General features: G+C 61.5%; 11 protein-coding genes. 7 read left to right on the forward strand and 4 right to left on the reverse strand.

Annotated features, from left to right (window positions below; all coding sequences use genetic code 11):
• Positions 1 to 84 precede the first annotated feature (84 nt).
• The 4 genes from F3J44_RS06485 to F3J44_RS06500 form a co-directional block, all read right to left on the reverse strand.
• Complete coding sequence (locus tag F3J44_RS06485; protein ID WP_167271231.1) at positions 85 to 525, reverse strand: hypothetical protein; 441 nt, start codon at positions 523 to 525, stop codon at positions 85 to 87.
• Between the two features lie 144 nt (positions 526 to 669).
• A complete protein-coding gene (locus tag F3J44_RS06490) occupies positions 670 to 960 on the reverse strand; it encodes an ATP-binding cassette domain-containing protein (RefSeq protein ID WP_370526709.1) in 291 nt (96 codons plus the stop codon).
• Positions 957 to 1,748, reverse strand: coding sequence for a hypothetical protein (locus F3J44_RS06495; protein ID WP_167271233.1), 792 nt, complete (start codon positions 1,746 to 1,748; stop codon positions 957 to 959). The genes F3J44_RS06490 and F3J44_RS06495 overlap by 4 nt, the downstream gene beginning before the upstream one ends.
• Positions 1,749 to 1,831: 83 nt before the next feature.
• Positions 1,832 to 2,272 carry a hypothetical protein gene (locus tag F3J44_RS06500; RefSeq protein WP_167271235.1) on the reverse strand — a complete coding sequence of 147 codons (441 nt, stop codon included), beginning with the start codon at positions 2,270 to 2,272 and terminating at the stop codon, positions 1,832 to 1,834.
• Between the two features lie 932 nt (positions 2,273 to 3,204).
• On the opposite strand from F3J44_RS06500, the gene F3J44_RS06505 reads away from it, so the two are divergent.
• The 7 genes from F3J44_RS06505 to F3J44_RS06535 all read left to right on the forward strand — a co-directional run bounded on the left by F3J44_RS06505 (position 3,205) and on the right by F3J44_RS06535 (position 13,334).
• Positions 3,205 to 4,521: a nucleotide sugar dehydrogenase gene (locus F3J44_RS06505; RefSeq protein ID WP_167065654.1), complete on the forward strand. Its 1,317-nt coding sequence runs from the start codon at positions 3,205 to 3,207 to the stop codon at positions 4,519 to 4,521.
• A 74-nt stretch (positions 4,522 to 4,595) separates the two neighbouring features.
• Positions 4,596 to 6,077, forward strand: a complete 1,482-nt coding sequence (gene alg8 / locus F3J44_RS06510) for a mannuronan synthase (protein WP_205299722.1) — start codon at positions 4,596 to 4,598, stop codon at positions 6,075 to 6,077.
• 37 nt (positions 6,078 to 6,114) lie between these two features.
• Positions 6,115 to 7,281 carry a PilZ domain-containing protein gene (locus F3J44_RS06515; protein WP_167065660.1) on the forward strand — a complete coding sequence of 389 codons (1,167 nt, stop codon included), beginning with the start codon at positions 6,115 to 6,117 and terminating at the stop codon, positions 7,279 to 7,281.
• Between the two features lie 115 nt (positions 7,282 to 7,396).
• Positions 7,397 to 8,827, forward strand: a complete 1,431-nt coding sequence (algK, locus tag F3J44_RS06520; protein ID WP_205299723.1) for an alginate biosynthesis TPR repeat lipoprotein AlgK — start codon at positions 7,397 to 7,399, stop codon at positions 8,825 to 8,827.
• Entirely contained in the window at positions 8,824 to 10,302 is a 1,479-nt protein-coding gene (locus F3J44_RS06525; protein ID WP_167271241.1) for an alginate export family protein, read from the forward strand. Before algK ends, F3J44_RS06525 begins: the two co-directional genes overlap by 4 nt.
• 16 nt (positions 10,303 to 10,318) lie before the next feature.
• On the forward strand, positions 10,319 to 11,878 hold the full coding sequence (gene algG, locus F3J44_RS06530; protein ID WP_167065669.1) for a mannuronan 5-epimerase AlgG: 1,560 nt from the start codon (positions 10,319 to 10,321) through the stop codon (positions 11,876 to 11,878).
• Positions 11,879 to 11,891: 13 nt separating this feature from the next.
• Positions 11,892 to 13,334 carry an alginate O-acetyltransferase gene (locus F3J44_RS06535; protein WP_167271243.1) on the forward strand — a complete coding sequence of 481 codons (1,443 nt, stop codon included), beginning with the start codon at positions 11,892 to 11,894 and terminating at the stop codon, positions 13,332 to 13,334.
• Positions 13,335 to 13,340 lie beyond the last annotated feature (6 nt).

A 13,340-nucleotide genomic window follows, 5' to 3' on the forward strand; every position in this document is an offset into this window, starting at 1 on the left:
TTTATAGGTTCAACTACAGATCACTTACCTCAGCCGCACTTCTGTACTTTCAAGCCAGAAATGCAGCCATCGGTTAATGTGCTCTTACTTCATGGTGAACTCTGTTTTCCAGGAGTAGTCAGCCGCAGTCCCAGTGATAGTCGCCGTGCAGGACGCTCCGCCACTTGGCGTTGCTTTTTTGGTCCACTCCGGCTGCTTCATGCCATTGGACAATGTTCGTAACTGGAATGTCGTACTAAATACACAGGTCTTGCCGCCCATCGTGTAGCGAATCATCGCCGCATTTACGTCTGGGCTCACGACCCTTTGAACGCGCATGAAGGTTGATGCACCTTTTTCAATCTTTTGGTCGGGTTGAGGATTGGCTATCTGGTAGGTACTGGTCTCATTGGAGGTCATCAGCTTCATAACCGCTTGCTGGTTCCCAAGGTTCTTGATGGTCACCTCCACAAGGGGCCCCGCCTCCACCATCCCCACCAGCAGCAACGAAGCACCGCCCAACACGATCTGCATTGTCTTTTTCATCAGCTTACTCTCATCTCTTCCATGTGTTTATGGATGAGACGCCCTCACTGGCCATCGGCCCGAGGCTGCCCAAGACGCTCCTTCGTTCATGGACAGCCCCCACAAGGCGTCCTCAGGGGGTTAACGGCCGCCTGGGCTAAAACCTTAGCTTTCGTAAGGTCTTGGTGTGTTTCCGGATGTGTGGAGCAGGCGGTTGCGGGTGACGGCTCGTATGCCTGCATCGGCATTGGACATGTCGCACCCATCCAGTGGCAGCTTGCCTTGGCAGGGTTGATCGAGCAGGCCGATGATGTTCAACAAGGTACTTTTGCCCGAGCCAGACGCGCCGACAATGGCGCAAGATCCGCCTTGAGTCACGGCTAAGGACGAACCCTGCAGGACGGGATGACCGATTAGCTGTCGACTGACGCTTTGCAGCTCAATGATCGGGGTCACAGGGATTTGTCCTGCACCGACCCTCTGTCGAACGTAACGTCTTCGTGGGCCTTAGAGGGTTGCTCCCGTTTACCCCAATCATTTGCCATGATATCGACCAATGATGTTTTGAACTCAGGCCACTCAACTTCTTGACGATTCAACAGCATCATGAAGTCAACTTCCCAGTTACCTGGAATTTGAGCTTCCTCTATAGAAGGCAGCGTTCTGTAGTAATCAATTATTTCATGAATACCTTGGTCTGTGCGGCCGCTCTGCTGGCGTTCAATATCCATTTTCTGAACAATATACACACTCCAAGCTGCGCGTTGCCCGCTCAATTCAAAACTGGCTGCTCTTCGTTCATTAACGGTAAAATCACCACCTTCGTCATAGGCAATTAAACTTAACTGATCGGTTGAAAGCCCTGCGAAGGGATTCGCCCCCTTGCCGTTCGCAAAGGCCGTTGCTTGCCTAGCCCGCTCAAGAAGCTCAGCATCATCTGTATCTGGTAAGAAAGCATCGTAGGATGTTTTGCTAAACGCATAACTACCCCCTGAAAGCTTGTCATTAATCTTTGAAGCTAACGCTGCCAACTCTGAGCGGGACAGCTTCGCATCTCGCACTGCGGCCCTCTCAACCGCCGCCGCAAGCTGGCGCGCGAGGTTCGAAATCTGCTGCTCCGACGAGTTTTCCTCACGCACTACTGTCAACCCTGACTCATCCGAACCAACTACGGGCTGCTGCCGTTCCACAGGGGAACCGCGAGTAACAACAGCAGAATTATTCAAAACTTTCTGAATATCCATTCCTCAAATCTCCTGATGCACTGAGCTATCTAATAGCAGCCACACATCAGGCTTAACGCGATGTGCGGCCACTGGGACAGCTCTTAATTCATGGTAAATTCAACAGCCCATGAATAGTCAGCATTCGTTCGAGTTATAGTCGCCGTACAATTAGCCCCTCCGCTCGGCGTGGCGGTTTTGGTCCACTGGGGTTGCTTGATTCCTCCGGGCAACATTTTCATCTGAAATATGGTTCCGAACGCACACGTTTTGCGACCTTGGACATAACGAACCATGGCCGCATTGACATCCGGACTCACTGATCGCTGCACGTCGAAACTGATGGTTTCTTTGGGTTTGACCGTCGCTTTAGGTTTTGGGCTTGCAACTTGGTAGGTACTGCTTTCATTGGTCGTCACCATCTTGAGCACAGCGTCTTCGCTACCCAGATGTTTAAACGTCACAGCGACGTTCGGCCCCGCCTCCACCATCCCCACCAGCAGCAACGAAGCACCGCCCAACACGATCTGCATTGTCTTTTTCATCAGCTTACTCTCATCTCTTCCATGTGTTTATGGATGAGACGCCCTCACTGGCTATCGGCCCGAGGCTGCCCAAGACGCTCCTTCGTTCATGGACAGCCCCCACAAGGCGTCCTCAGAGGGTTAACGGCCGCCTGGGCTAAAACCTTAGTTTTCGTAAGGTCTTGGTGTGTTTCCGGATGTGTGGAGGCCAACGCCCCGTTCAAGGGAAAGGCTTCAAATTGCCATCAAGCCATAATTACGACGCCAAAAAAACGACATGCACAGGGTTATCGCCAAACGCCATAAGACCGTTCGTACCTTTTTTGACGGATTTTGAAAAATATTTTCACGTGATGGCATAACAACACCGCCTCTCAGTTTCGTCCTTTATAACCGGGGGTAAAACTCCGACGTGCTATCAAATTGAAAGTATTTGCCACTGAAAAATTATTTAGAAATCTTTCATCGAAGCGGAACCCACCCAGGAACTTCTCCCGCTTGCCATCGCTCATAGTGCCGTAACGAATTTCACGCTGTTACCGTGTGAGAGATGACTTACAGATGACAACGCGGCAGGTATCGATACCCGCCTTCAGCATTCAACAGTCGCAACGGAAATGCCCGAGGCCCTGTATATCAAGGAGTAACGCGCCCTTCAAAAATCGTCCTAGTGGTTGATTTCAAAGGATTTTTCCACTTGAAAGAACAAGCACAGCATTGCGCCATGTAGCGCACTGCAATAAAGACGGCTGCAATACGGGGCACGCCTTTTAATTATTGGCCGATGGCTGCCATTTATTAGTGCACAACTTTGTGCGCGACGGTTTCATTCATGCCTGCGCTCGGCGAAGTGTGCATTCGCCATGGACCCGTGCGCCCAAAAACTGTTGTTAATCAACCCAGCTCGGCACTTCCCGGAGGTGCCGGCGTGATAAACACATGAGGTGATAGCGATGCGTATCAGCATCTTTGGTTTGGGTTATGTGGGTGCGGTCTGTGCAGGCTGCCTGACGGCACGTGGCCATGACGTGATTGGTGTGGACGTGTCCAAGACCAAGATCGACCTGATCAACCAGGGCAAGTCGCCCATCGTCGAACCTGGCCTGGAAGCACTGCTGCAGCAAGGCATCGCCAATGGCCGCCTGCGCGGCACCACCGACTTCGCCGAAGCCATCCGCGCAAGCGAAGTGTCGATGATCTGCGTCGGCACCCCGAGCAAGAAGAACGGCGACCTGGGCCTTGAGTACATCGAGTCGGTGTGCCGCGAAATCGGCTACGTGCTGCGCGACACCAACCGCCGCCACACCATCGTGGTGCGCAGCACCGTGCTGCCTGGCACCGTCAAGAACGTGGTGATCCCGATCATCGAAGACTGCTCGGGCAAAAAAGCCGGCGTCGACTTCGGTGTCGCGGTGAACCCTGAATTCCTGCGTGAAAGCACTGCAATCAAGGACTACGACCACCCGCCCATGACCGTCATCGGCGAACTCGACCAGGCCAGCGGCGACGTGCTGCAGGCGCTGTACGAAGAACTCGACGCACCGATCATCCGCAAGCCGATCGAAGTGGCCGAGATGATCAAGTACACCTGCAACGTCTGGCACGCCACCAAGGTCACCTTCGCCAACGAGATCGGCAACATCGCCAAGGCCGTGGGTGTCGATGGCCGCGACGTGATGGACGTGGTGTGCCAGGACAAGGCCCTGAACCTGTCGCAGTACTACATGCGCCCAGGCTTTGCCTTCGGCGGCTCGTGCCTGCCCAAGGACGTGCGCGCCCTCACCTACCGCGCCGCCAGCCTCGACGTGCGTGCCCCGCTGCTCGATTCGCTGATGCGCAGTAATGAATCCCAGGTGCAGAACGCCTTCGACCTGATCGAAAGCCACGACAAGCGCAAGGTCGCCCTGCTTGGCCTGAGCTTCAAGGCCGGCACCGACGACCTGCGCGAAAGCCCACTGGTGGAACTGGCCGAACGCCTGATCGGCAAGGGCTACCAACTGGACATCTACGACGAGAACGTCGAGTACGCCCGCGTTCACGGGGCGAACAAGGAATACATCGAGTCGAAGATCCCCCACGTCTCGTCGCTGCTCAATGGCGACTTCCAGAAAGTCATCGACAACGCCGACATCATCGTCCTGGGCAACCGTGACGAGCAGTTCCGCGCCCTTGCCCAGCAAGCGCCGGTCGGCAAGCAGGTGATCGACCTGGTCGGCTTCATGAGCAAGTCGACCTGCGCCACCAGCCGTACCGAAGGCATCTGCTGGTAAGCCCTCGGCCGGGCGACGCAGGCCTCCCCACCTGCGTCGCCCAACCTTTCCCGAATTCTCGACGGATGCTGAACATGCAAAGGCTCCAGACCGTGCTGTTGCAGTGCGCCGGGTGGCTGCTCTACATGAGCCTGCTCATGCTGATCGCCCTGGCCCTGCCAGCCGATATCTTCGACTCGCAGTCGAAGCACTTCATCTTCCTGGTCGGCGCAGTCGGCATCTGGCGCTACTCCATGGGCGCCACCCATTTCATCCGCGGCATGATCTTCCTCTACGGCGTGTACCCCTACCTGCGGCGCAAGGTGCAGAAGATGGGCAAGGCCGCCGACCCGTCGCACGTGTACCTGATGGTCACCAGCTTTCGCATCGAGGCGCTGACCACCGCCCAGGTGTACAGCTCAGTGATCCGCGAAGCGATCGACTGCGGCTACCCCACCACCGTGGTCTGCTCGTTGGTGGAGATGTCCGATGAGCTGCTGGTCAAGAGCCTGTGGGCCAAGTACAACCCGCCCGAGCGCGTCACCCTGGACATCGTGCGCATCGCCGGCACCGGCAAGCGCGATGGCCTGGCCTACGGCTTTCGCGCCATCTCGCGGATGTTGCCGGACGAGAACGCCGTGGTGGCAGTGATCGACGGCGACACCGTGCTCGCCGAAGGCGTGGTGAACAAGACCGTGCCCTGGTTCAAGCTCTACCCCAACGTCGGTGGCCTGACCACCAACGAATTCTGCGAAGTACGCGGCGGCTACATCATGAGCGAATGGCACAAGCTGCGCTTCGCCCAGCGCCACATCAACATGTGCTCGATGGCCCTGTCCAAGCGCGTGCTGACCATGACCGGGCGCATGTCGATGTTCCGCGCAAGCGTGGTCACCAACCCCGAGTTCATTGCCGACGTCGAAAGCGACTCGCTGATGCACTGGCGCCTGGGCCGCTTCAAGTTCCTCACCGGTGACGACAAGTCGAGCTGGTTCAGCCTGATGCGCCTGGGCTACGACACCTTCTACGTGCCGGACGCCGCCATCAACACGGTCGAGCACCCGCCGGAGAAGAGCTTCCTCAAGGCCAGCCGCAAGCTGATGTACCGCTGGTACGGCAACAACCTGCGGCAGAACTCCCGCGCCCTGGGCCTTGGCCTGCGCCGCCTGGGCCTGTTCACCAGCATCGTGTTGTTCGACCAGCGCGTGTCGATGTGGACCAGCCTGTTGGGCCTGACCGTGGCGGTGATCGCCAGCCTCAAGTTCGGCATGGCGTTCCTGCTGGTGTACCTGCTGTGGATCGGCATTACCCGGTTGATCCTCACCATCATGCTGCTGTGCTCCGGCCACAACGTAGGCCCGGCCTACCCGCTGATTCTCTATTACAACCAGATCGTCGGCGCGCTGATGAAGATCTACGTGTTCTTCCGCCTCGACAAGCAGTCCTGGACCCGCCAGCCCACTGCCCTCAAGCGTGACCTCGCCAGTTTTCAACAATGGTTCAACACCTGGTCCTCACGGACCATGACCTTCTCGGCTGCCAGCATCTTCGTCGCTGTGCTGTTCATGGTCGTGTGAGCCCAACCCGGATCGGAACTAACAGGAACAACACCAGATGAATACCGCCGTGAACGTCAACGTCGTGCATGAGTCCGAAGCCCAGCGCCAACACGCCCGGGTACGCATCCCGGCCAAGCTGCGTTTTCTCGACAGCGAGCGCCAGGCCCACGATGTGAAGGTCGACGACCTCTCCGCCGGTGGCCTGAGCTTCCACACCAAACAGCCCCTGAACGTCGGTGACGTGCTGCGCGGTCGCCTGCAGTTCACGGTCGACAACCTCGGCCTGTCGATGGACATCGAGTTCCAGGTGCGCGCCTACCAGAGCGGCAGCGGCCGCACCGGCGCGCAGTTCCAGAACCTGGAGCCGCGTGACATCGCCACCCTGCGCCACATCATCACCACCCACCTGTCCGGAGAGCTGATCAGCGTGGGCGATGTGCTCAGCACCCTGCAGCGCGACAACTTCACCAAGGCGCGCAAGCAGAAGGACGGTGGCAGCGGCCTGTCGGCGTTTGGCCGGCTCAAGGCCGTGACCGTGACCCTCGGGGTGTTCGTGGTCGGTGTGGCAGCCTTCGGCTTCGTCGCCAAGTCGTTGTACGGCATGTACTTCGTCAGCCATGCCGAAGCCGGTGTGGTGGCGGTGCCGACCAGCAACGTCACCATGCCCCGCGACGGCACCGTCAGCAGCCTGGTGCAAACCGGTGGCCAAGTGGCCAAGGGCGCACCGCTGGCGACCTTCACCACCAGCATGCTGGACATGCTCAAGGGCAGCCTGGACGACTCGCAGCTGGAGCCGGCGAAAATCGAGGAGCTGTTCGGCAAGCAGCTGTCCGGCACCCTCACCAGCCCCTGCGATTGCGTGGTCGCCCGCCAGCTGGTGGACGACGGCCAGTACGCCGCCAAGGGCCAGCCGATCTTCCAGCTGGTGCCGCGCACCACCAATCCAACGGTCGAGGCGCGCTTCAGCTACCGCCAGTTCGACGAGGTCAAGCCAGGCACCCGGGTCAACTTCCAGGTCGCCGGCGAAGACGACGTGCGCACCGGCAAGATCGTCAGCAGCGCCAGCCTCAACAGCGAAGACCTGGCCTCCGACATCCGCGTGCAGATCAAGCCTGACGATGGCCTGCCGGCAGAGCTGGCCGGGCGCCCGGCGGCGGTCAACAGCGACCGTGGCCCGTCGCTGAACTGGCTGATCGACAAAGCCGTGGCCCGTGGCCTGTAAGGGGATTACGCCGATGATTCGTACAGTGCCTTTGCGAGGGCTGCGCCCTCGTTCGCGGGTCAAGCCCGCTCCTACAGGCTCCGAGTCGCTCCCTGCTCTGTTTGTAGGAGCGGGCTTGCCCCGCGAACGCGCGCACCGCGCGCGCCCGCTGGCCTGGTGTGCCCTGGCTGCTGCCATCACCCTGGCCGGCTGCTCAGGCCTGCCCGACCAGCGCCTGGCCAACGAAGCGCTCAAGCGCGGCGACACCGCCCTGGCCGAACGCAACTACCAGGCGCTGGCCGACCTGGGCTACAGCGACGCGCAAGTGGGCCTGGCCGATATCAAGGTATCGACCGGCGACCCCAGCCAGTTCAAGCAGGCCGAAGCCACCTACCGCGCCGCCGCCGCCACCTCGCCCCGAGCCCAGGTGCGCCTTGGCCGCCTGCTGGTGGCCAAGCCCGACAGCACCCAGGCCGAACGCGAAGAAGCCGAAACCTTGCTCAAGCTGGCCGCCCAACAAGGCGAACAGAAAACCCTGATTCCCCTGGCGATGCTGTACCTGCTGTATCCGCAAAGTTTCCCCAAGGTCAACGCCCAGCAACAGATCGAGCAGTGGCAAGCCGCCGGCTACCCGGAAGCCGGCCTGGCGCAGATCCTGCTCTATCGCACCCAGGGCACCTACGACCAGCACCTGGACGACGTGGAGAAGCTGTGCAAGCAAGCCCTGAACAGCATGGACGTGTGCTACGCCGAGCTTGCCACCGTGTACCAGAAACGCGGCCAGGCCGACCAGCAGGCAGCGCTGCTGCAGCAGCTGCAGTCGGCCTATGCCCGCGGCGCGGTGCCCGCCACCCGAGTCGACAACGTGGCGCGGGTGCTGGCCGACCGCAGCCTCGGGCAAACCGACGAGAAAACCGCCAAGGCCCTGCTCGAACAGGTTGCCCCGGCCAACCCGGCATCCTGGGTCAGCCTGGCGCAGGTGCTGTACGACTTCCCCGAGCTTGGCGATACCGACCAGCTGATGGCCTACATCGACAAGGGCCGCGAAGCCGAACAACCGCGCGCCGAGTTGCTGCTGGGCCGCCTGTACTACGAAGGCAAGACCGTGCCGGCCGATGCCGTGAAGGCCGAGCAGCACCTGCAGGCCGCCGCCGACGCCGGTGAAATCAGCGCCCACTACTACCTCGGCCAGCTGTACCGCCGCGGATACCTGGGCGAGGTGCAGCCGCAAAAAGCCGTCGACCACCTGCTCAGCGCCGCCCGGGGCGGCCAGAACAGCGCCGACTACGCCCTCGCCCAGCTGTTCAGCGAAGGCCACGGCATCCGCCCGCAACCCAGCAACGCCTGGGTATTCGCCCAGCTGTCGCAGGCCAGCCCGACAGCGCAATCGGCCGAGCTGCTGCAGCAACTCGATCAACAACTCACGCCCGAGCAGCGTACCCAGGCCCAGGGCCTGCTCGCGCAGGAACAGCAGGCCCGCGGCAGCATGGCCCAAGGGCGTCGCACCCTGGCACTCGATGCCCTGCAAGACGAAGACCCCGAAGTAGAAGCCGAGGACTCGCTATGACGCTCAACCCCTTCGTGAAAGCCGGCATCGGCCTGAGCTTCGCCCTGCTGTGGTCCTGCCCGACCCTGGCGGACATCACCGCCCAGAAGAACTTCGGCCTGGAAGTAAAAATCACCGGCCAGTCCGAGGACGACCGCGACCTGGGCACCCGCCCTGGTGGCGACGTCAACGGCCTGGGCCTGGACCTGCGCCCCTGGGTGTACGGCGAGCGCGGCAACTGGAGCGCCTACGCCATGGGCCAGGCGGTGGCGGCCACCGACACCATCGAAACCGACACCCTGCGCCAGAACGACGACGGCACCACCACCGACACCGGCAGCGACAGCCGCCAGCCCGACAAAAGCTACCTGGCCATGCGCGAATTCTGGGTTGGCTACAGCGGCCTCACCGCCTACCCCGGCGAACAGCTGCGTCTGGGGCGCCAGCGCCTGCGCAGTGACGACGGCATGTGGCGCGACACCAACATCGAAGCGCTGAACTGGACCTTCGACACCACCCTGCTCAAGGCCGACCTGGGCGTGGCCCAGCGCTTCAGCGAATACCGCACCGACCTCACTGAGCTGGCCCCGCAAGACAAGGACCGCACGCACCTCTACGGCAACGTTGCCGCGCAATGGACGCCCGGCCACTGGGTCGGCCTGCGCGCCCACCACACCCATGACAGCGGCAGCCTGAAGAACCCCGGCGAAACCGTCGACGCGCTGGACAAAACCCGCACCGGCGACCTCACCTGGCTGGGCCTTGAAGCCAACAGCGACGCCTACAACTGGCGCAACGACCACACCGTCAACTACTGGGGCAGTGTCACCTGGCTGACCGGTGACCGCGACAAGCTCAGCACCGAGCAAGTGGGTGACGACCAGGTTGCCACCGGCAAGCAGAGCGGTAACGTCAACGCCTGGGCCACCGACCTCGGTATTCGCCTGCGCCTGGACCCACAGTGGCAGGTGGGCGCGGCCTACGCCCGTGGCAGCGGCGGCGGTGGCGACGATGGCTCGAACAACTTCGAGCAAACCGGCCTTGAGAGCAACCGCTCCAACTACACCGGCACCCGCTCGCGCGTGCACCGTTTCGGCGAGGCCTTCCGTGGCGAGCTGGGCAACCTGCAGGCCGCCACCCTGTTCGCCTCCTGGCAGCTGCGCGAGGACTACGACGCAAGCTTCATCTACCACAAGTTCTGGCGTGTCGACGGCAGCCAGAACATCGGCTCCAGCGGCATCAACGCAGTGGTCGACGACAACGGCGTAAACCGCCAGTTGGTCGATGGCGAGAAAGACCTCGGCCAGGAAATGGACGTGGTCGTCACCAAGTACTTCAAGCAAGGCCTGCTGCCGGCCTCGATGAGCCAGGCGATCGACGAACCGTCGGCACTGGTGCGCCTGCGTGCCGGTGTGTTCAAGCCCGGCGATGCCTATGGCAAGGAAGCGGACTCGTACATGCACCGCGCCTTCGTCGACGTGATCTGGCGCTTCTGAGGCCGGGAGAAACCTGATGAACCTTCACCCGCACATCCGTCACAGCCTGTTGGCCAGCGCCCTGCTGCTGGCCAGTGGGCTGGCCGCAGCCGCAGAGCCCCAGGTGCACGCCAAGGAACTGCAGCAGGCCAAGACCTACACCGTGGCCAGCGCGCCCATCGAGCCCTTGCAGATGGACCCGCCGAAGCTGCCCGACCTGAGCGGCTACACCGCCGCTGCCGTGCAGCGGAAGATCGACCGCAGCCACACAGGCAAGGTCAGCCTGCGCCGCATGTTCCAGGAAGACACCCTCAAGGAATTCGTCGGCGGCGACAACAAGGCCGCCGAGTGGGTGCAGCGCCAGCATGGCATTCCCCAGGCGATCTTCATCGACGACGGCCACGTCGACCTGGCCGAACTGAGCAAGAAGGTGCCCCGGCAGTACCTCAGCGAAGTGGAACCTGGGGTGTACCTGGCGCGCCTGCCGATCGTGGTCGGCAACAAGGGCATTCTCGAAATCGACGGCAAGGTCAAGCAGCTGCGCCTGTCCCAGGAAGGCGGCGCGTTCCTGGTCAACGACGGCAAGCTGTTCATCACCGACACCCAGGTGACCGGCTGGCGCGAGAAGGACAACGGCCCGGCGACCTTCCGCACGCCGAAGGAGTTTCGCCCGTTCCTGCTGTCGTGGGGCGGCACCGAGACGTACATCGTCAACACCACGATGGCCAGCTTCGGCTATGCCAAGTCCAAGTCCTATGGCGTGAGCATTTCCCAGTACACGCCGAACATGTCCAAGCAGAAAGGCCGCGCCGAACCCACCGGCTGGATCCTCGGCTCGACCTTCAGCGACATGTGGTACGGCTTCTACTGCTATGAAACCGCCGACTTCGTGGTCAAGGACAGCACCTACCACGACAACATCGTCTATGGCATCGACCCCCACGACCGCTCGCACCGGCTGATCATCGCCGGCAACACGGTGTACGGCACCAAGAAAAAGCACGGCATCATCGTCTCGCGTGAGGTCAACGACAGCTGGATCATCCACAACAAGAGCTACGACAACAAACTCTCGGGCGTGGTGATCGACCGCAACAGCGTCAACAACCTGGTGGCCTACAACGAGATCTACCGCAACCACACCGACGGCATCACCCTGTACGAAAGCGGCGACAACCTGATCTGGGGCAACAAGCTGATCAACAACCGCCGCCACGGCATTCGCGTGCGCAACAGCGTGAACATTCGCCTGTACGACAACATCGCCATGGCCAACGGCCTGGTCGGCGTGTACGGGCATATCAAGGACCTGTCCGACACCGACCGCGACATAGCCCTGGACCCATTCGACGCCAAGGTGTCGCTGATCGTGGTCGGTGGCGAGCTGGCGGCCAACGGCTCCGGCCCCCTGTCGATCGACTCGCCGCTGTCGGTGGAGTTGTACAAGGTGTCGATGCTCGCCCCGCGCAAGGCCAGCGGCATCAGCCTCAACGGTGTGCTCGGCGAGCGCCAGGACGAAATCCTCGACCTGCTGGTGCGCCAGCAGAAGGCCGTGCTGATCGACCCGGTCGAACGCCAGACCGAAATGCTCGATTAAGGAAGCCCAGACCATGACTCCACACCTGATGAAACTGCTGGGCCTGTCTGCCGCCCTCCTGGCCATCAGCCAGGGCGTGCGCGCAGGCGACGTGAAGGCGCCCACCTTCACCGCCGAGCCTTGCTGCCAGCTGTGCCCCGAAGCGCACGATGCCAGCCGCTACACCACCCGCTACCAGCAGAACTTCACCACCCTGGTACAAGCCCAGGGCGACTGGCTGTTCCGTACCCGCGAAGACCTGCGCACCGAATTCAACACCACCCCCGCCGGCTACAAGCGCCTGCAGCAGGTGCACGATGCGTTCAAGAAACGCGGTGTGGAACTGGTGGTGGTCTACCAGCCCACCCGTGGCCTGGTGAACCGCAACATGCTCAAGCCCGAAGAGAAAGCCGCCTTCGACTACCAGAAGGCCCTGGGCAACTACCAGGCCATGCTCAAGCGCTTCGCCAGCATGGGCTACAACGTGCCCGACCTGTCGCCGCTGACCAACGAACAGCTGGCCGCCGCCGACCAGGGCAAGGACTTCTACTTCCGTGGCGACCAGCACTGGACGCCGTATGGCGCCGAGCGCGCAGCGAAGATCGTGGCCAACACCGTGCAGCAGATGCCGGCCTTCGAAGGCATCCCGCGCAAGGCATTCGAAACCCACAAGTCCGGGCGCATGGGCAAGACCGGCACCCTGCACAACGTGGCCGGGCAACTGTGCGGCACCAGCTACGCGGTGCAGTACATGGACCAGTTCGCCACCGAGCCGAAAGGCGCCAGCGGCGGCGGCGACGACCTGTTCGGCGACAGCGGCAATGCGCAGATCACCCTGGTCGGCACCAGCCACAGTGGCAAGAACTACAACTTCTCCGGCTTCCTGGAGCAGTACATCGGCGCCGACGTGCTCAACGTGGCCTTCCCTGGCGGCGGCCTGGAAGGCTCGATGATCCAGTACCTGGGCAGCGAGGAGTTCCAGAACCACCCACCGAAGATTCTCATCTGGGAATTCTCGCCGTTGTATCGCCTGGACCAGGAAACCATCTGGCGGCAGATCCTAGCCCTGCTCGATGACGGCTGCGACGCACGCCCGGCACTGATGAGCGCCAGCACCACACTCAAGCCCGGCAAGAACGAGTTGATGGTCAACGGCAAGGGTGGCGTGATCAAGAACCTGGTCAACCGCAACCTGCAGATGGACGTGAAGTTCGAAGACCCGTCGGTGAAAGTGCTGCAGGCCACCCTGTGGTACCTCAACGGCCGCCACGAAGACATCAAGCTGGAAAAACCGGAAACCTCCGACACCGACGGCCGCTTCGTCTTCCAGATGCGTGAGGACGAGGACTGGGCCAGCCAGAGCCTGCTGGCCTTTGAGGTACAGGGCCCGGAAAGCGGCACCCAAAAGGTCGAGGCCAAGCTCTGCAAACGCAACAACTTTGCCGTGCCCGCGCAAACCGCGCAGGCCGGCCAGTGAGGCGCC

Origin of the sequence: Pantoea sp. Tr-811 (assembly GCF_011752535.1) — a bacterium.
In the GTDB taxonomy this organism is placed as follows: Bacteria; Pseudomonadota; Gammaproteobacteria; order Pseudomonadales; family Pseudomonadaceae; genus Aquipseudomonas.